This window comes from Pacificibacter maritimus, assembly GCF_003814915.1.
Lineage (GTDB): Bacteria > Pseudomonadota > Alphaproteobacteria > Rhodobacterales > Rhodobacteraceae > Celeribacter > Celeribacter maritimus.
The window spans coordinates 152,293-171,760 of record NZ_RKQK01000001.1 but is presented as its reverse complement, the minus strand read 5'-3'; the positions used below and the strand labels follow the sequence as shown (position 1 = coordinate 171,760).

Annotated in this window: 17 protein-coding genes; 6 read left to right on the top strand and 11 right to left on the bottom strand. The window is 52.1% G+C overall.

The annotated features are described in order from the left end of the window. The first annotated feature begins 71 nt into the window (after positions 1 to 71). Both EDD53_RS00740 and EDD53_RS00735 read left to right on the top strand, forming a co-directional pair. On the top strand, positions 72 to 1,136 hold the full coding sequence (locus EDD53_RS00740; protein WP_123791296.1) for an alkane 1-monooxygenase: 1,065 nt from the start codon (positions 72 to 74) through the stop codon (positions 1,134 to 1,136). 53 nt (positions 1,137 to 1,189) lie between these two features. Continuing rightward, positions 1,190 to 1,585, top strand: coding sequence for a hypothetical protein (locus EDD53_RS00735; protein WP_246002127.1), 396 nt, complete (start codon positions 1,190 to 1,192; stop codon positions 1,583 to 1,585). 25 nt (positions 1,586 to 1,610) lie between these two features. Here the strand turns inward: EDD53_RS00735 and xseA are convergent, their stop codons facing one another. Next, positions 1,611 to 3,146, bottom strand: a complete 1,536-nt coding sequence (xseA, locus tag EDD53_RS00730) for an exodeoxyribonuclease VII large subunit (RefSeq protein WP_123791295.1) — start codon at positions 3,144 to 3,146, stop codon at positions 1,611 to 1,613. A gap of 100 nt (positions 3,147 to 3,246) precedes the next feature. Between xseA and purD the strand changes: the two genes are divergently transcribed. Beyond that, positions 3,247 to 4,509: a phosphoribosylamine--glycine ligase gene (purD, locus tag EDD53_RS00725; RefSeq protein WP_123791294.1), complete on the top strand. Its 1,263-nt coding sequence runs from the start codon at positions 3,247 to 3,249 to the stop codon at positions 4,507 to 4,509. A 257-nt stretch (positions 4,510 to 4,766) separates the two neighbouring features. On the opposite strand, the gene purU is transcribed toward purD, so the two are convergent. The 3 genes from purU to EDD53_RS00710 all read right to left on the bottom strand — a co-directional run bounded on the left by purU (position 4,767) and on the right by EDD53_RS00710 (position 6,885). Beyond that, entirely contained in the window at positions 4,767 to 5,651 is an 885-nt protein-coding gene (gene purU / locus EDD53_RS00720) for a formyltetrahydrofolate deformylase (RefSeq protein ID WP_123791293.1), read from the bottom strand. Between the two features lie 89 nt (positions 5,652 to 5,740). Beyond that, entirely contained in the window at positions 5,741 to 6,562 is an 822-nt protein-coding gene (locus EDD53_RS00715) for a VCBS repeat-containing protein (RefSeq protein ID WP_123791292.1), read from the bottom strand. Next, on the bottom strand, positions 6,562 to 6,885 hold the full coding sequence (locus tag EDD53_RS00710; protein WP_123791291.1) for a 2Fe-2S iron-sulfur cluster-binding protein: 324 nt from the start codon (positions 6,883 to 6,885) through the stop codon (positions 6,562 to 6,564). The genes EDD53_RS00715 and EDD53_RS00710 overlap by 1 nt, the downstream gene beginning before the upstream one ends. 109 nt (positions 6,886 to 6,994) lie before the next feature. Between EDD53_RS00710 and EDD53_RS00705 the strand changes: the two genes are divergently transcribed. Then, positions 6,995 to 7,669, top strand: coding sequence for a peptidoglycan-binding domain-containing protein (locus tag EDD53_RS00705; protein WP_342772277.1), 675 nt, complete (start codon positions 6,995 to 6,997; stop codon positions 7,667 to 7,669). Positions 7,670 to 7,747: 78 nt separating this feature from the next. Here EDD53_RS00705 and EDD53_RS00700 read toward each other — a convergent pair whose 3' ends face one another. The 6 genes from EDD53_RS00700 to rpiA form a co-directional block, all read right to left on the bottom strand. Then, positions 7,748 to 9,226, bottom strand: a complete 1,479-nt coding sequence (locus EDD53_RS00700) for a Do family serine endopeptidase (protein ID WP_123791290.1) — start codon at positions 9,224 to 9,226, stop codon at positions 7,748 to 7,750. A gap of 272 nt (positions 9,227 to 9,498) precedes the next feature. After that, entirely contained in the window at positions 9,499 to 10,374 is an 876-nt protein-coding gene (gene hflC / locus EDD53_RS00695) for a protease modulator HflC (protein WP_123791289.1), read from the bottom strand. Continuing rightward, positions 10,374 to 11,516: an FtsH protease activity modulator HflK gene (gene hflK, locus EDD53_RS00690; protein ID WP_123791288.1), complete on the bottom strand. Its 1,143-nt coding sequence runs from the start codon at positions 11,514 to 11,516 to the stop codon at positions 10,374 to 10,376. The genes hflC and hflK overlap by 1 nt, the downstream gene beginning before the upstream one ends. A 180-nt stretch (positions 11,517 to 11,696) precedes the next feature. Beyond that, on the bottom strand, positions 11,697 to 13,058 hold the full coding sequence (gene gor, locus EDD53_RS00685; protein WP_123791287.1) for a glutathione-disulfide reductase: 1,362 nt from the start codon (positions 13,056 to 13,058) through the stop codon (positions 11,697 to 11,699). A 179-nt stretch (positions 13,059 to 13,237) separates the two neighbouring features. Continuing rightward, positions 13,238 to 14,161: a tetratricopeptide repeat protein gene (locus tag EDD53_RS00680; RefSeq protein WP_123791286.1), complete on the bottom strand. Its 924-nt coding sequence runs from the start codon at positions 14,159 to 14,161 to the stop codon at positions 13,238 to 13,240. A 254-nt stretch (positions 14,162 to 14,415) separates the two neighbouring features. Continuing rightward, on the bottom strand, positions 14,416 to 15,207 hold the full coding sequence (rpiA, locus tag EDD53_RS00675) for a ribose-5-phosphate isomerase RpiA (RefSeq protein ID WP_123791285.1): 792 nt from the start codon (positions 15,205 to 15,207) through the stop codon (positions 14,416 to 14,418). Between the two features lie 246 nt (positions 15,208 to 15,453). Between rpiA and EDD53_RS00670 the strand changes: the two genes are divergently transcribed. Then, on the top strand, positions 15,454 to 15,831 hold the full coding sequence (locus EDD53_RS00670; RefSeq protein ID WP_123791284.1) for a YbaN family protein: 378 nt from the start codon (positions 15,454 to 15,456) through the stop codon (positions 15,829 to 15,831). A gap of 11 nt (positions 15,832 to 15,842) precedes the next feature. Here the strand turns inward: EDD53_RS00670 and EDD53_RS00665 are convergent, their stop codons facing one another. Further along, positions 15,843 to 16,514, bottom strand: coding sequence for a thiamine diphosphokinase (locus EDD53_RS00665; RefSeq protein WP_123791283.1), 672 nt, complete (start codon positions 16,512 to 16,514; stop codon positions 15,843 to 15,845). 141 nt (positions 16,515 to 16,655) lie between these two features. Here EDD53_RS00665 and EDD53_RS14895 point away from each other — a divergent pair, with 141 nt between their 5' ends. Next, on the top strand, positions 16,656 to 19,376 hold the full coding sequence (locus EDD53_RS14895; protein ID WP_211331572.1) for a hypothetical protein: 2,721 nt from the start codon (positions 16,656 to 16,658) through the stop codon (positions 19,374 to 19,376). Positions 19,377 to 19,468: the final 92 nt, after the last annotated feature.

Here is a 19,468-nt window from a genome sequence, read left to right as displayed (position 1 = left end):
TCGCGTGTTTTATGGCGTGATTTCAAATCAAAGCGTATATAAAAGGGCACATCAGCCCTGAAAGTGACCCGATGGAACAAGACATACAAACCAGCCGACACAGTGTTTACTTTTTTGCCGTCACCACTTTGGCTCCGATTGTTCTGATTATGACAGCAAGCCTTTGGGGCGGGATCTGGCCCGCTATGTCTTTGGTTTACATGACCGTGTTTTCCTACGCCTTGGATATGCTGGTGCGATTTGCCCGCAGGCCAGAAGATCCAGAATCCGAATTCCCCGCAGCAAATACGCTTTCGATTGCCTTAGCACTGGCACATTTCGCAGTGCTGCCCATGGTCATCTATGCCCTTTCGCATGACACTTTGACGGGATGGCAAAAGATCTGGTTGTTTTTGGCCGCAGGTCAATTCTGCGGACAGGTTTCAAATTCTAACGCCCATGAATTAATCCATAGAACCGATACGACTTTGCGCCGCCTTGGTACTTGGGTGTATATTTCAGTGCTCTTTGGCCACCATGCCTCAGCCCACCCTAAGGTGCACCACAAATATGTCGCAACTGACCTAGACCCCAATTCTGCGCCCAAAGGCATGTCTTTTTACCAGTTCTTCCCGCGCGCGTGGATCGGATCGTTAAAAGCTGGCTTTCTTGCCGAAAACACACAAAGGGCGCGCGGCAAAGCGCGCGGGGCACATCCCTATGTGAGCTATGTTTTGGGCGCGGTTTTATGTCTTTGTATCGCGGCCCTGATTGGCGGATTTGGCGGTGTTTTCGCCTATGTTTTGATCTGTTTATACACCAGCGCACAATTGATGCTGTCGGATTATGTTCAACACTACGGCTTGCGACGCCACCCGCGCGCTGATGGTAAATTTGATCCCGTTGGCCCCAAACACGCGTGGAATTCCCCCCATTGGTTTAGCTCATACCTTTTGCTAAATGCGCCGCGCCATTCGGATCATCACGCCCATCCGATGACCCCCTATGTGGGGCTGGAACTGGCTGACGATGACCCCCTTTTGCCGCGCCCTTTACCCACTATGGCGACACTGGCGCTTTGTCCGCCCTTGTGGCGGCGCGTGATGGACAAGCGGGTGGACCGCATTACGGTGATGACGGCGCCAGAAGTTCACTGACCGAAAAGAAGAAACTGGCCCCGCCAACAATTTCGTGGCAAGGTCGCAAAATGATGAAACACGCCATCTATTCAATCTTTATGCTTTGCGTCGCACAGCAAACCTTCGCGGCAGAGCCTTTAACAGGGGCGCAGTTTGACGCCTACGCCACGGGTAAAACGCTGACCTTTGCAGAAAACGGCAAACCCTATGGGTCAGAGCAGTATCTGCCAAACAAACGTGTGCGTTGGGCTGCGGGGTCACAAACCTGTTTGGAAGGGCGTTGGTACGAAGAAGCAGACCAAATTTGTTTCGCTTATCAAGATAACAGTGCCCCGCAATGTTGGACCTTTTATTTGGAAGACGACAAGCTAATCGCTGAATTCGACGCAGGAGAGTCCACTGTCGTCTATGAGGCATGGGATTCACTGGGAAGCTTGTCTTGCATGGCGCCAGGGCTTGGCGTTTAAACGATCTTCGCGCTGTTTGATCGCCTTAAAACAACGATCCTTGATCATCGCTTGCGCCTTTTACGGGCTTGGCTTTTGGCTTGGGTCTTTCTGTTTGCACGGGTTTTTGGGCTGGCTGTTGCGCAGCTTCGCGCCCTGCCCCAACATCAACGCGCCCATCTGCAAATTGGATCTGTGCGATACGATCCGCCTGATCGGCAGATGTGACCAACTGATCTTGCGCATCGCGCACCACCGCATATCCACGCCGCAGGGTTTCTTCATACCCCATAGCTTGGCGCATGGCTTCTAAGCGCTCAAGTCTTTGACGTCTTTGTTGTTCTTGGCCTTGAGCCGCGCGCGACAAGCGCATCGAAAGCTGACCAAACCCTTGACGGTTGCGCTGCAGCACCTGCGCAAGCTTTGAGGGATCAAGACTGCGCGAAAGCGACGTCAAACGATCCCGACTGCGATTCACTTGGGCGGTCAAAACAGATTTACGCAGCCCTGCGGCGCTTGTGTTTAGGTGATGACGCTTGGCGGTGACACTCAAAGTCAGCGCTTGTTTCAAACGCGCCTCTAACACATCAAACCGCTGACGCGGCGCATCTAACAAGCGGTCAGAGGTGGGCATGATCCGCGCCAAATCATTTAAACGTTGGCGGCGACGTTCCAAACCTTGGGTCAGCCCCCGCGCCATACGGCCCTTTTGTTCTTGAATCGTCACCCAAAGTTCGCGTCGCACAGGCACCGCAATTTCAGCCGCGGCCGTGGGCGTAGGGGCGCGCATGTCTGAGGCAAAATCGATCAATGTGGTATCTGTCTCGTGGCCCACAGCGGAAATCAGTGGAATACTCGAAGCAGCAGCAGCGCGCACCACGATTTCTTCATTAAAGCCCCACAGGTCTTCGACCGAACCGCCTCCGCGCGCGACGATCAACAAATCAGGGCGCGGAATTTTGCCGCCCTTGGGCAAAGCATTGAATTGCTCGATCGCATTGGCGACTTCGCGCGCGGAATTTTGTCCCTGCACCGCAACAGGCCAAAGCAATACATGGCGCGGAAAACGATCGCGCAAACGGTGCAAAATATCGCGGATCACAGCGCCAGAAGGCGATGTCACAACGCCGATCACTTCGGGAAGGTAAGGGATAGCTTGCTTGCGCTGCGGATCAAAAAGCCCCTCGGCTGCCAGCTGTTTTTTGCGCTTTTCCAACATCGCCATCAAAGCACCCGCGCCCGCAGGCTCAATGCTTTCAACGATCAACTGATAGCGCGATCCACCCGGAAATGTGGTCATGCGTCCTGTGGCGATGACCTCCATACCTTCCTCTGGGCGGTGTTCCATTTTCGCGACTTGACCCTTCCAAGACACAGCATTGATCACGGCCTTATCGTCTTTGAGATCGAAATACATATGTCCAGAGCGCGGCAAAGACACGCGCCCCACTTCTGCACGCACGCGCACAAAGCCAAATTCGCCTTCGATCATCTTTTTGACAGCACCAGACAATTCGGAGACCGAAAACTCAGGAGCGTTGGAGGTGCCATTTGGGGCGTCATCTTCAAAAAGGTCGGACATTAACTATATGGGCCTTGTTTTGCGAGGTGGAGGACTTGTGTCAACTTAAGCCAGACCTTAGAACGCCAACAACAAAAGGTGAAGCATAGGAATTGGCGCGATGAACATTCTCATTCTCGGATCTGGCGGACGTGAACATGCATTGGCATGGGCCGTGTTGCAAAACCCTAAATGTGACAAGCTGATCGTCGCTCCAGGCAATGCAGGCATTGCAGCCATTGCAGAATGCGCAAGCTTTGACATCAATGACGGCGATGCGGTGTTAAGTTTCGTTGAAGAAAATGCGATAGAATTTGTCATCATCGGCCCAGAAGCCCCCTTGGCCGCAGGCGTTGCTGATACTCTGCGCGCCGCCAATGTTTTGACCTTCGGGCCTTCGAAAGCGGCCGCACAGCTTGAGGCATCAAAAAACTTTACCAAAGAAATCTGTGACGCGTCTGGCGCGCCCACTGCAGCCTACGCGCATTTCACCCAAGCGGATGCCGCGAAAGACTATATTCGCGCCCAAGGTGCACCGATTGTGGTCAAGGCAGATGGTCTGGCCGCAGGCAAAGGTGTGATTGTTGCAATGACCGAAGCCGAGGCACTGGATGCGATTGACGACATGTTCGGCGGTGAATTTGGCGCGGCAGGTGCGGAAGTTGTGATCGAAGAATTCATGGAGGGCGAAGAGGCCTCTTGGTTTATCTTATGTGACGGCGAAAACGTATTGCCCGTGGGCACAGCCCAAGATCACAAGCGCGTCGGCGACGGCGACACTGGCCCAAACACAGGTGGCATGGGCGCCTATTCTCCTGCCCCAGTCATGGATGACGCCATTGTACAAAAAGCGATGGATGAAATCGTTAAGCCAACGGTGGTCGAAATGGCCAAGCGCGGCATGCCTTATCAAGGTGTTCTCTACGCAGGCTTTATGATCAAAGACGGTCAACCACGTCTTGTGGAATATAACTGTCGTTTTGGTGATCCTGAGTGTCAGGTTTTGATGATGCGCCTTGGCGCACAAGCGCTGGATTTGTTGATTGCCACAGCCGAAGGTACGCTGGATCAGGCACAAGTCAATTGGGCCGATGATCACGCGATCACGGTCGTGATGGCCGCCAATGGATATCCTGCCGCCTACAAAAAAGGTACTGAAATCAAAGGTCTTGACGCGCTTTCTGCTGATAGCAATCGCATGGTCTTTCACGCAGGAACAGGCAGCAAAGACGGCGCTATCGTGGCCACAGGCGGCCGTGTCTTGAATGTGACAGCGCGCGGCGCATCTTTGCAAGAGGCGCGTGATGCCGCATATGCCATGGTCGATCAAATCGATTGGCCCGAAGGGTTCAACCGCACTGATATTGGCTGGCGCGCGCTTTAATTGATCCTATCCTTTGCACCAAAAAAAGACGCCGCCCAGATCTGAGGCGGCGTTTTCGTATGCGCCCCCCTGTAAAAAGGTATTGGTATTCTTTACTGTTTCTTAAGGTTAATCACATATAAAGGTCTTGTAACCCAATGGGTGAAACCCGTGATTTGAATGTGACTGATGGCAAAGCCAACAGCGGGGTTAGCAAATGCAAAAGGCGTGCTCGAACGGCACGCCTTTTTGTTGTTTTAACGCGAAAAACGCAGATATTAGCCCATACGCTCTGACGCGTAGGAACCAGGGCTGGCAGGGAAAACCACTGTTTTATTGCCATTGATCAACACGCGGTGATGGATATGCGCATGTATAGCGCGCGACAGAACCTGCGCTTCGACATCGCGCCCCAATGACACGTAATCTTCTGGGCTTTGCGCATGGGTGATGCGCACTGTGTCTTGTTCAATAATCGGCCCTTCATCCAGATCGGCCGTCACATAATGCGCCGTTGCGCCGATCAGTTTCACGCCACGTTCAAACGCTTGCTTATAGGGGTTTGCCCCTTTGAAAGACGGCAAGAATGAATGGTGAATATTGATGATGCGTCCTGACATTTTCTGACACATATCATCTGACAAAATCTGCATGTAGCGCGCCAAAACAATCAGCTCAGCACCTGTGTCCTGCACAACCTGCATGATGGCTGCTTCAGCCTGCGGTTTGTTTTCTTTTGTCACTTTGATGCAGTGGAACGGAATATCTTGATTCACCACAACCTTTTGATAGTCCATGTGATTTGAGATCACGCCAACGATATCAATCGGCAAAGCGCCGATACGACAACGATACAAAAGGTCGTTCAAACAGTGACCAAACCGCGAAACCATCAAGATCACTTTCATCTTGGTCGCGTCATCATGCATGGCCCATTGCATATCGAAATCTTGGCCGATAGGGCCAAAACCGCGTTCAAGTTCGGCCTGCTCTGCGCCCGTCTCAGACACGAAACTCACCCGCATAAAAAACTGGCCCGTGCCAGGATCATCAAACTGCGCAGAGTCTGTGATATTGCAGCCAAGTTCGGCGAGTTTGCCCGAAATAGCCGCAACAATTCCGCGTTTGGATTGGCAGACGACTGTCAAAACATGTGAAGTCATGGGCGTGTCCTTATAAAAACCTGTATGTTCTTTTTGACATAGGAAATGACGAATGCCAGCCAAAAATGACTGACCAAACGCCTGAAAAGTTATTTGGCTTCATCGCACTGTAAAAATGGGGCAAAGCTCTTGGCATTGACATATGCGGCCACTCTCTGGCTGCGCATGTTTCCAGCATCATAGCGGGTCTCAATAATATGCGCCCAAGCGGCATCGGCGGTCACAATCACAGGCGCCTCACCTGCGCAAGTTCGCAACCCACCTTCGATCTGCGGGGCCTTATAGTGGTGGTTGGTCAATCCAGTCACACTGGCTAAGGGGTCAAAGGTAAACATTTGACGCCCTTTCACTATACCTGACGGAACAGTGCGTAAAACACGCAAGGTTTTGGCCAAATGCGGGCGATCAATATAGGCAATATCCTGCACCCCATCCCCATCAAAATCGGCGATGCCGACAACCGCAAGCCAGCGATGGCGCGCACCGATGGGTGCATTGCTTCCGAGCGGTAAAACCATCGGCACAGTTTGGGTTTGTTTATTGGCGGGAATATCTGCACTTGGACGAGGCACAAACGCCATACCGTAAACCGATACAAAAGCACCACTTTGCTGGTTTGATGTTGTGACGACAACCTCTGCACAGCCATCCGCATCCAAATCGACAACACGTGCCTGAGTGTCTTCAAAAACAGCTGTTTCAGTGCTGAGGCGAATTTCACTGGACAGGATGCTGGGCGATCCAGCGCCTTGATACCCAAGTGACAGCCCTGCAAATTCACCCTTAGGCACAGCCCCGTGACCATATGCATCCGTGGGCTCGATCAAGTTTGCCGAGACCACAGATACGCAGTCTGCAAATGCCGAAATTGGCGCGGCGGCAAGGAATGCTGCCGCGACAAACCTCCGCATTAGATTTGTTTTTCTGGCAGGTTCACAACCAAGCCGTCCAAATCATCGGTCACTTTGATTTGGCAGGTCAAACGTGACCGCGCGGGATCAGGCTGAAAGGCGAAATCAAGCATATCTTCTTCCATCGCATCAACCGGCGCGAGCTTTTCAACCCACTCAGGTGCAACGTAGACATGACAGGTCGAACAGGCACAAGCACCGCCGCAATCCGCATCAATACCAGGCACGCCATTGTCACGCGCGCCTTCCATTACCGTGCGACCGTTTGGAACGTCTACAACATGTTCTGTACCGCCGAATTCGACATAAGTGATTTTGGCCATCGGATATCCTACCATTCAGAAATTTAGAGTTGAGAGACGCTATCGTGCCAATGCGCCCAAGAAAAGAGAGGATTGCCCACGATATCGTTTTTTTTCAGCCCCAATCGCCATGTTGGGCAAATGGCATGACCTATCGCGGATCTGTGCAAAATTCAGTCCCTTTCGCGAAACGGATATTCGCGTTAAGGTGGATCAAATGATCCTAAAATGGACATGTGAGCAAATGAAACAGGCTTCTATTTTCTACAACCAAACGCGCAGGTTGCGCTGGAGCGCTGCCGTGATGTGCATGGGGCTTGCCGCCTGTCAAATGGCTGCGCCCAATGATGAAATTCTGCGCGCGGGTGATGCCGCGACTGCGCCCCCTGGTGCAGATCCCGCAGCATGTTTTGGGCGCCACACAACGCCTGCAATTGTGGAAACCGTCACAGAACAGGTCGTCGTGCAGCCCCCACAAATCAGTGCTGACGGCACGGTGTCATACCCTGCGACCTACCGTACGGAAACGCGTCAAGAGATCGTGCGCGAGCGTAAAGAGCTGTGGTTTGAAACCCTATGCGAAGATGCTCTGACGCCCGATTTCGTGGCATCGGTCCAACGCGCTTTGGCTGTGCGCGGGCAGTATTCGGGCAATGCCAACGGCAAAATGGATCGCGCCACGCGCCGCGCTATTCGCGCCTATCAATCCGCGCAGGGCTTGGACAGTGAGATTTTATCATTGGCTGCGGCGCGCAAACTTGGACTGGTTGCCCTGCCCCGTGACGACCGAGACACAGCACAGTAATCCGCTGTTTTAGCAGTGTTCAGACATGAAAAAGGGCAGCCAACACGCTGCCCTTTTTGTTGGATTATGAGGGTGCCTTTACTCATCCACACCCAAGGCAACAAAGCGCGGTTCACCTGCGCGGCGCACCAAAAGCAAGACAGTTTTTCGTCCTGCATCGCGCGCAGCCTCGACGCGTTCACGTAGGTCATCAGCCGATGCGACAGGTTGCTGACCAGCTTGGACGATCACATCCCCTGAACGCAGGCCTTTTGCGAAGGCTTCTGAGGCTTCATCGACATCGACCACAGCCAAACCTTCTGCGCCGCGTGGTACGACAAGTTCCTCGCGCAACGCGTCATTCAACGGGGTTAAGGTCAGACCAAGCATGGTTGTGTCTTCGGCAGGGGTTTCGGCTTCAGGGGCTGGGAATGCTGTGTTTTCAGCCTCTTCACGGCGCCCGAGCGTCACCATCAAAGTTTTGGTTTTGCCATCGCGCAACACGACTACGCGCACGGCTTTGCCGACTTCAGCTTCGCCGACCGTACGCACCAAAGCATTGGCATCGTCAACCGTTTTGCCATCGAAAGAAATGATCACATCACCCGCTTCGATACCTGCCTCTTTGGAGGGGCCTTCGGGCACATCGCTGATCAAAGCACCAGAGGCTGTTTCCATGCCTTTGGATTCGGCGATATCATCGGTCACGTTTTGAATTTTTACACCCAACCAACCGCGACGGGTTTCACCGAATTCGATCAACTGATCAGCAACTTTAGACACCACATTGGATGCCATAGAAAAGCCGATCCCGATGGAGCCACCATTGGGTGACAAGATCGCGGTGTTCACGCCAATCACATTGCCATCCATGTTGAACAAAGGGCCACCTGAGTTGCCGCGGTTGATCGCTGCATCTGTCTGGATGTAATCATCATAGGCACCTTGCAAAGCACGGCCACGCTGCGAAACGATACCTGCTGAGATGGAAAACCCTTGGCCAAGTGGGTTGCCCATGGCCATAACCCAATCCCCCATGCGAGCTGTGTCGCTATCACCAAAATTGACGAATTTCAGAGGCTTGTCGCTTTCAACTTTGAGAATTGCGATATCTGTTTTGGGGTCAGTGCCGACCAGAGTGGCGGGCAGTGAGAAACCTTCGAAAAATTCGATTTCGATTTCATCTGCGCCTTCGATCACGTGGTTATTGGTCACGATAAAACCGTCTTCGGAAATCACGAAACCCGATCCCAATGCATTACTGCGACGGGGGGCTGTGTTGCCGTTTGGGTTTTGACCACGTTCCATGAAATCGCGGAAGAAGTCTTCGAAGGGGGACCCTTCTGGCACCATCGGCATCGTCTCTGTGGATGCTTCAACGATGGTTGTGGTGGTGATGTTTACAACTGCTGGGCTAACCTTTTCAGCCAGATCAGCAAAGCTTTCAGGCGCCCCGCGTGCATCGGCTGTGGCGGTTTGCAAGAGCAGTGCAAAAGCGCTGAGCAAAGCCACGAACATCAACCGAATATCGGTCCACCGTGCGGGGCTGTTAAAGGGAATGGCGATTGCCTTGGTCATTGGACTCGTTCCTCCGTGAAACACGCTAGTATATGGAACGCGCAAAGTCTGGGCGCGTATCCTATGGGTAGAGATAAGCATGATTTGCCGCAACACAACGTCAGTCGCGTTCCTTCAACACGATGTGATAGGCACGTGACGGTTGAAAGCGGAAAATAGCAAAAATTTCCCCCTATCTTTTAGCATATGGTCCAAAAATCTTTCAAAACAAGGGCATAAAAAAGGGGCCAGTACGATGACCGGCCCCTTTCAAAACTGTAACACTTGCGTGATTACCGACCTTCAGACGATTTAAAGTAATCGAAGAACTCGGAATCTGGTGACAGGACCATGGTGGTTGTGTCACCTGAAAGACCAAGACGGTAAGCATTTAGTGACCGGTAGAATTCAAAGAATTCAGGGTCTTCACCAAAGGCTTCCGCAAAGGTGCGGTTCCGTTCTGCGTCTGCTTCACCACGGGCAATTTCAGCCTGTCTGCGGGCAATGGATTCAAGTTCTACAACAGAGCGATCTGCCTGCGCGCGCACGCGTTGCGCGGCTTCTTCACCACGCGCACGTTCATCAGCAGCCTCACGTTCACGTTCTGCACGCATACGGGCAAAAGTCGCATCCAAGTTTTGCTCTGGAAGGTTGGTTTGTTTCAAACGCACATCCAGAATATCAACGCCCAATTGGTCAGCACGCGCATCTGCTTGGCGGGTGATTTGTTCCATCAAAACAGTCCGTTCAGACGAAAGGATGGTGTTTGATGTTACACCGTCAGCCCCCAGCACTGCACGGATACGGTCGATCAAAATACCTTCAAGATCAACTTCAGCTTTGCGCATGCCGCCTGTAGACACAGCGCGTTTGAATTTCACCACATCCACAATGCGGTAGCGTGCGAAAGCATCAACCACGAGGCGGCGATCATCAGATGGGGTGACTTCGGTTTCAGCTGTCTCAAGCGACAAAATACGGTCGTCATAGTATTCGACCTCCTGGATCACCGGGATTTTAAAGGCCAGACCTGGATCTTCTTTGACCGCTTTAATTTGACCAAATTGGATCACCAAAGCCTTTTGGCGTTCATCAACGATAAACACAGACGACAAAACAACAACGGCAATCACAACGAGGGCGATGAAAAAGATTACGAGCTTATTCATTAGTTTGCCCCCCCGTTTTTCTTGAGTTCATTGAGCGGCAAATACGGTACAACGCCTGATCCTTCCGCGCTTTCATCCAAGATGATTTTATCGATACCGCCGTAGACCTCTTCAAGTGTTTCTAGGTACAAACGCTTGCGTGTCACTTCGGGGGCATTTTTGTATTCGCCTAAGACGGCTGTGAAACGTGATGCTTCACCTTGGGCCTCATTGACAACGCGGGCGCGATATCCTTCGGCTTCTTCCAAGATCTGCGCAGCAGTACCACGTGCACCAGCCACAACAGTATTGGCATAGGCGTCAGCTTGGCGTTCCAAACGGTCACGTTCTTGTTCTGCGGCCTGAACATCGCGGAAGGCGTTGATCACTTCGTTGGGCGGATCAGCCTTGTCCAAGTTGACACGCACAACAGTAATACCAGAATCCAGACCATCCAATGTGGATTGGATCAATATCTTGGCCGTATCAGAAATCAGCCCACGATCACGGTTAAGGATCGGTGACAGTTCAGAAGACGCAATGATTTCGCGCATGGAGGATTCAGACACAGCGCGCACAGTGCCGCGTGGGTCAGCCAAGTTGAACAAGTACTTGGATGAATCATTGATGTTCCAAACCACTTGGAAATCGATATCAACAATATTTTCGTCCGTGGTCAGCATCAAGCCGTTATCACCAGATCCTGCCACACCAATGCTTTCAGAGCGCTGGCCAGTGACGTTGACTTTTTCGTAGGTGATGAAAGGCCAAGGTGCCAAATGTGGCCCCTCAGTGGTGGTGCGATGATATTGACCCAAGAACAGCTCGACACCGTTTTGTTCGGTTTGAACTGTATAGAAAGAGCTCACAAACCAGACACCAATAGCGCCAAGCAGGCCCAGTCCGATCATACCTTTGGGGATACCGCCCTGCCCGTTTGGACCGCGCGGAGCGGATCCGTTGCCGCCGCCCTTGCCCCCCATCAAGACTTTTAGATACTCGTTGCCTTTGCCCAGCAACTCGTCGATCTCAGGGATTTGCGGCTGGTTGCCACCTTTGGGGCGACGGTCGTCATTGGACTTGCCGCTGTCATTGTCCGAAGATCCGTTGCCGCGGTTTCCACCGCCGCTTGATCCCCATGGTCCGCCGTTATTGCTGGCCATCTAGGTCTGTTCCTCTCTCAAAAACCTTAAACGCTGGGGCTCTATCGCCCAGCGCCACGTCTCGGGTGTAAAGTGTTCTTTTTAGGGGCAGGTTTCAAGGGCAGCGCGTCAAAGCGCGCCGCAATAGGGTGATTTTTCCCTAAAAACTGCCTCAAACCGTCCCAAAGCGGTTCTGACCTTCTAGTCAAAACTGCGCACAGGCTCTTTCATCAACACGATTTCTTCGGCCATTGTCGGGTGTACCGCGACTGTGGCGTCGAAATCTTCTTTTGTCGCCCCCATTTTAACGGCAACCCCCGCGAGCTGGATCATTTCGCCTGCATGTGGCGCGATGATGTGACAGCCCAAAACCTTGCGTGTCTTGGCACAGACAATCAACTTGAACATCACGCGCTCTGGCTTGCCAATAAAGGCGTTTTGCATGGGGCGGAAGGCGGTGGAATAAACTTCAATCGGGCCATCTTTGCGGGCTTGTTCTTCAGTCAATCCCACAACACCGTATTCGGGTTGCGTGAAAATAGCAGAGGGCACATTGGCGTGATCTGGCGTCATCGGGTTGCCTTTGAACACGGTCTCATGAAAGGCGACCGCTTCGCGAATAGCAACGGGTGTCAGTTGAATACGGTCGGTGACATCACCCACAGCATAGATAGATGGAATATTGGTCTGGCTGTATTCATCCACAACAATTTCGCCACCGCGCCCTTGTTCAACACCCACATCTTCAAGACCCAAATCTTTTACGTTTGGCGCACGCCCAGTGGCATAGAGTACCACATCAAAGATTTTGACTTTGCCGTCGGTTGATTTCACATGCAGACCATCGTCTTTTTTGTCGATCCGTTCCACATCAGTGCCGACATGTAAATCAACGCCCTGTTCTGAAATTAATTCAGACAGATGCCCGCGTGCTTCATCATCAAAGCCACGCAAAATCTGTGCACCACGGTAATATTGTGATGTCTCGACCCCAAGACCATTAAAAATACAAGCGAATTCAGACGCGATATAGCCCCCACCCACAATCAAGATACGCTTGGGCAACTCGGGGATATCGAAAATTTCGTTGGAGGTGATGACATGTTCAATGCCTGGCACATTGTCGGGCACAAATGGCGTACCGCCTGTGGCGACCAAAATATGTTTGGCCGTCTTTTCAGTGCCATCGGCCAAAACAACAGTATGGGCGTCTTTGATCGTGGCGCGCTGATGAAAAATTTCAACGCCAGCATTGTTTGCATTTTTGGTGTAGATGCCTTCCAAACGCGACAATTCAGTGCTGAGACGCTCTTGAAAGGACGGCCAATTGAAATCGCCGATAGAAATGTCCCAACCGTATTTATCTGCTTCCTTTGCCGCTTCGGAATACTGCGACGCAAACACCATCATCTTTTTGGGAACGCAGCCACGGATCACACAGGTGCCCCCCATGCGGAACTCTTCGGCCAAGGCCGCCTTGGCGCCACCTGCCGCGGTCAAACGGGCAGCACGCACACCACCAGACCCACCACCAATTACGAAGAGATCAAAATCAAACGCCATCTGTCATCACCCAATTTGGAACATTTCTAAACTTGGCATAGATGTAAGAGGTTTGCGTCCGGATGAAAAGACGTACAAGCCGTCATCACGCAAAGATCATTGCAGCCCCGACGAATGCCAAAGGGCACGCGCTCAGCACATGCCCTTGGAAAATCGTTAATGTGTCTACGCTGTGTTCGTTAGTTCGCAGCATCTTTCAAAGCGAGAGACAGCGCGCGGGCAGATTGACGATTCAATGGTCCGCGAACGCAGTCATCAGCAATATCAAGATCTGCACATAAGCTGGCAAAGCCGCGAATGGTAGAGGATGTCAAAAGGCCGTTTTGAGCGCCAGAATAGTGCCCACCATTTGCCATGACATCTTGCATCAACCAGACGTAAAGGTTTTTATCTTTACCAATCATGGAAAATCTTTCGCCATCTTGCTGGTTTGCAGGCAGATCACTTATCCACTCAGCAACATCAGCGCGCGCCCCAAAGTCTAGGTCGCCTTTTAGCTTTGCCGCTGACATCAAAGGTTTCACTTTTTCTTCATCCAGAATATCTGCGTGATCCTCAAGCAGGCTGATCGCAGCTTTTGCGCCACCTTCTCGATCAATCAGGGGAAGCCACGATGCATAAGTATAAATCGCGTTTTTATTGTCTTGCTCAACGGCTTGCACCATATATGAAGCGGCTTTCTCACGGTCTTTTTCAATGTTTCGACCCGACCAGTATTCTCTGGCAAGACCAAAGCTTGCGTTCATATTTCCCGATGCAATTGCCTTTTCATACAAGGCAACAGCAGCCTCGGAATCGCGCGAGATCAAATACCCTGCCAAACCCGTTTCGGCCGCTTTATTCCCCTCATCAGCGGCGGATTGAACCAAAGCAAGCGCCTGTGCATCTGCATCACCCGATTTAGTGGTGCGTAGCGTTTTCAGGGCGTCACGCAACGCAACAAGTGCGGCTTGCTTATCGGCCTTTTCTTGGGCTTTGGCATCCGCCGCGTCTGCAGTCTGAGTTTCTGCTGCGGCTTGATCTGCCTCTTGCGCGGCAAGCGCGACAGGCAATGCAACAAGTGAGGTTGATAAAATAAGGGCTGCGAGGGAAATATTTTTCATGCGATCATCCAACGGTAAATATACATTTACATTAACAATCCCCCACCAGTTCAAAGATGACAACCCAGCACAACAAGTTTTTCGATACAGATCCCCCTTATTCACCGAAAGGTGATCCGTGATGCAAATTGCCAAAGTATTCAGCGCGATGAGAACTTGATAGTGTCGGAGCCGCCCGTTGAACATGCACAGCACCCCCCACATCGAATGATGTGATCCCGCGGCACCTTTGATTGTAACGCGATGATAACGGTTTAGTCAGCGCCCATATCGGCAAAGATATTTTCGCTTTCCGCAAAACGAACGGTATCTTCGGTTGTCTCACCAGAATTGATGTCACGGGTTTCCACGCGTCCATCACCATGGCCGATCACGACGATATCGCAAATATCTATAAACAATCCATTTTCCACAACGCCTGGAATTTGGTTCAAAATCAACGCCAATTGTCGCGCATTGCCGATACGTTGCACATGCAAGTCGATGATGTGATTGCCTTCATCGGTAAAGTAAGGCGCATTGCCATTCATGCGCAGGGTCGAACGTTGGCCCAGCACATCCATCGACACGAGCGTTTCTTCCACCAAGGCTTTGGTGGTTTGCCAACCAAATGGGATCACTTCGACAGGCAATGGAAATGCGCCCAAAGTGTCGACCTGTTTAGAGATGTCCGAGATCACGATCATCTGATCCGAAGCGGTGGCAACGATTTTTTCTTGCAATAAAGCGCCGCCGCCCCCTTTGATCAGGTTCAGTTCGCTGTCAAATTCATCTGCGCCATCAATGGTCAAGTCCAGCCACTTGGCTTCATCCAACGACATCACCTTGATGCCCTGTTGACGCGCCAATTCGGCGGTGCGTGTGGATGTGGGCACGCCCGTGATGCTTAGCCCTTCGTTGCGCACCATATCGCCCAAAAGTCGCACCATCCATGCCGCTGTTGATCCTGTACCCAAGCCCAACTTCATGCCGCTTTCAACATATTGCACAGCGCGTTTCGCGGCCACAAATTTGGCGGTGTCGATGGGGGACAAAGTATCAGACATAGAGCTCTCCGTGGTTGTCTGCACGCTTGTAATGCAAGTACGGCCTTATGGCGCCCCAAATACATGTGGCAAAGTTAGCCTCTTATAGAGCCTCATGATCTATGGTGATAGGGTGAATTGCACTTTGGGGGGTTCATTGCGCCCCAAAGCTGACTATGTAGAGCACAGCCAGCACTTATCGCCACGCCAAAAACCCATCCCTTGAGGCTTGGCCAGTCCAAGCCCTACCGGCCGGAGCCCCCCATAATGCAACGCCCGTCAAAAGCAGTAACGCGTGTCTTACACCTCGTTTTGGGATGGGCTTGTATCGCCTTGGCCGTGATCGGCGCGGTGTTGCCTTTGCTGCCAACCACCGTATTTTTAATCCTTGCGGCTTATTTTTTCACCAAAGGGTCACCACATTTACGCGCTTGGTTGATACAGCATTCGACATTCGGGCCACCGATCCTTGATTGGGAACGCACAGGCGCGATCGCCCCCAAGATCAAAAAACTCGCGATTGGGATGATGGGGCTGACTCTATGTGTCAGCTTCATTCTGGGTGTGCCACTCGGGGTTATGATTGTTCAACTGCTGTGCATAACCGCAGCAGCCATCTATATCGTGACGCGCCCAAGCCGATAGTTGCACTGCCTTTATGGTAAATCATAGCCCAGCGCATCCAGCAGGTTTGGCAAACAGCGTCTGGGAAGAATCATCAGCATCCCATCATCGTAAAATTCCAAATCGACGTTTTCGGCGCTTGCCTCATTGGACGTGCCCACCCGCCCCGCTGGCGCGAAGGGAACTGTATCAATAGGCCAAAGCAAACCTTTACTTCGGCCAGAGACGGGCTTGAAGGGAAACAAGGACACCCGCGTGCCAATATCCAAGGCGATCTGTAAATGGCGCGGAGCGTGAAAACAAATGTCGATCTCTCCAACGATGATACAGCGTTTTTGGGGAAAGCGCACCAAAGTGTTGTAAACTGCGAGCTCATGATCAATACGCCGCCCCATAAATCCAAGGCCCAAAATCAGCTTAGACCCCACGCAGGATAGACATTTTTCAAAATCTGTGCTGTTTTGTTCTGTAATATGGTACAAAGAACTGGGTGGTAATTTCTGACGCGCCTGATCACTCAAACTGTCAAAATCACCGATCACAGCCTCTGGCTGATAGCCTAAATCCAAAGCAACATCAGCCGCCCCGTCGGCTGCGACAAGGTGCGGCGCAAGCTGCAATGCGGCCTCTAGGGCCTGGGGCGTCACTGCCCCGCCCCCCAGCAAAGTCACGCCTTTGGGATATGATAGAATAGGGTTAATCATCACATCTACTATGTCAGACTAAACTTTATGCCACAATTAAAACACGAAATAATCAATCTGTTTTCACTGTTCTGTTCTGATTTGCGAACCAATTCATGGTAAATATGCAGTTGCTGAGCATGAGTAGAAAGCGAGTTTAACATGGTAAATGATAGCAAGATTCTTACGGTTTCCTATGGAACCTTTTCCTGTACGCTAGAGGGATTCGATGATCCTTTTTCAACAATGCGCGGCATTGCGGAATACTTTCGGGACCTCGCGGCAGACGACCGCTATTTCGGGGCAGAGCCGCCCACCCCCGATGCCAATATGTTGCACTCAATTGCCGAAAAAGAAATCAAACGTCGCGTCGAAGCTCAAGTGCAAGACAACGGAGTGGTTTTGCGTCAGCTTGATTCATCCAACCCCTCTTTAGATTCCCCCATGGTCGCAGCTGCTCAGCCCGCATCAAGCGCCAAAGACACAGATATCACTGCTCAGAAATCTGCTGTCAAAAAAGCTGGAAAGAAAAAGAAGGCAAAGAAAGCTGGCAAGCCTGGAAACACCCGCGCATTGCAACGCAAAGCTGCTGCCAAGCAAAAACAAAAGCAAAATTCAGATGTTACGCCATCTGATGCGCCAAAAGCCGATCCAAAAGGGAAGGCGTTTGAAACCGTTGCGGCCGCGCCTGTCGCCGCCGTGAAAAATGCCTCAAGTGCAAAGGAAGTCTCAACAAGCGACGCACTGGCTGACGCAAACGACACCGCAGTAGAAGACGTGGTTGTTACGCCCTCTAGCGCCGAACATATCGCCACACCGAAAATCGCAAGCGCGGGATCCGCCTCGATCGCGGACAAGCTGGAACGTATCCGCGCCGCAGTATCTCAGCGCAACACGTCTGACTACGCCGAAGATCAGCACGCAGCAGATGACGAAGCTGGTGAAGATGCGACACAAGTGACCCAACAGTCACCTGCAGCAGCCGTTATGGCCGCGCCAACTCAAGAGACAGATCAAAGCACTGCTACATCCGCAGAGCGCTCCGATGATGAAGAACAATTAGCAGCCCAAGCCCAAGCGGCGAAACAACGCACAGCAGCGAAAGCTGCGCGAAAGAAGCGTTTGAAAGCAGCGGCAGAGGCCAAAGCAAAAGCCGCACAAGAAGCCGAAGAACAACAGCAGCAAATTGCTGAGGTTGCTGAGGTTGCTGAGGTTGCTGAGGTTGCTGAGGTTGCTGAGGTTGCTGAGGTTGCTGAGGTTGCTGAGGTTGCTGAGGTTGCTGAGGTTGCTGAGGTTGCTGAGGTTGCTGAGGTTGCTGAGGTTGCTGAGGTTGCTGAGGTTGCTGAGGTTGCTGAGGTTGCTGAGGTTGCTGAGGTTGCTGAGAACACACCTGATGACACCGATGCACAAGAGGCAAAAAGCCTGAAAAACATCGCAGATCAAGTTGCAGAAACTCCACAAGACGCGCAAGCCGACATAGAAGACGCCACAGAGGTTGCGGCCGACACCACAACACAAGACGCGGATTCTGCCTTGCACGAGATGGACCCCTCTTTGGCAGAAGATATCGCCAAAGCCACGCAAGCTGAGACCTCAACATCGACGGATCAACCTGATCCGCTGCGCCGCGTTCGCGCGCGTGTGGTAAAAATGCGCCGCGCCGATGCGCCTGCGGCCGTCTCTGACGACGCGCCTTTCGATCCTGCAAGCTTTGCTGAAAAGCTGAATGCTGCGGAGGATGAAACACCTGAAACCGAAGCATCTACCCAAGATATTGCTGCGCAGTCAGATCAAGACGGCGAGGACGAAAATGACGATTTGGCCGCGTTATTGCGTAAGGAACTAGGCGCTTCATCCCTTGATGATGATGCAGAAGACGAATTGATGCGCGAATTGGCCGAAGTAACGCCTCGTCCAGATGCGCAAACAGAAGTCGCCGCAGACATCATTTCAGATGAGGTCGATGAAAGCACTCAAGATGCAGAACCTGCTGTTTTTCAAGCTGTAGAAGCTGCAAACCTTGACGATAATCTTGCAAAAGAAACTCCAGCTGACGACTTAGCAGCAGAAAACGATTTTCGCCTTGATGACAGCCTGCATGACGATGATTTCGACGTCGATGACGACGATGCCACACGCAACGTGTTTGATGAATCCGACAAATCCGTATCACGCCTGCTCGACACAGCAGAACGCGAAATGGAAAACGGGGAAAACACGCGCCGTCGCAATGCGATCCAACATCTAAAAGCAGCGGTTGCAGCAACACGCGCCGAAAAAGACGTCAGCCCAGCCAAAGCAGAGGGCGAAGATCACCAAGCGGATCAATACCGCGAAGATTTGGCGCGCGTTGTGCGCCCGAGCCGTCCTAGCGAATCAACTGGAACATCCGAGCGTCGTCTTGCTCCATTGATGCTTGTCTCCGAACAGCGCATCGACGCCCCGAAAGACATTGTCCCTGGGGCAAATATCGCGCCAGTACGGCCCCGTCGTGTCTCTGCTGCGGCCTTGGCTGTTCAAGAACAGCAAGACGAAGAAATGGATTTTCAAAATGTTGCACGTGATGAGGCGCAATCTGGATCTTTGAAAGACGCGGGCGTCGCATCTTTTGCAGATTATGTTGAAACCTTGGGTGCTGACGGGCTGAGCGACCTGTTGGAAGCGGCCACGGCCTATTCCAATTTTGTTGAAGGTCGCGAAACCGTGACACGCCCCCAAATCATGCGCCTTGCAAGCGAAGCCATGCCAGAAGAATTTCCGCTGGAAGAACGTCTACGGTCTTTTGGTCAGCTTTTGCGCCAAGGTAAAATCCGCAAGATCAAGCGCGGTCAATTCGTTGTCGCCGATGGCACACGTTTCAAGCCAGATGCACAAGCCAGCTAGAACGGGACCAAGGAACACGCTTACACACACAAAAAGGCCGCTCAAATCGAGCGGCCTTTTTTAAGTGATGTCGGGCGTATCTAATCCGAGAA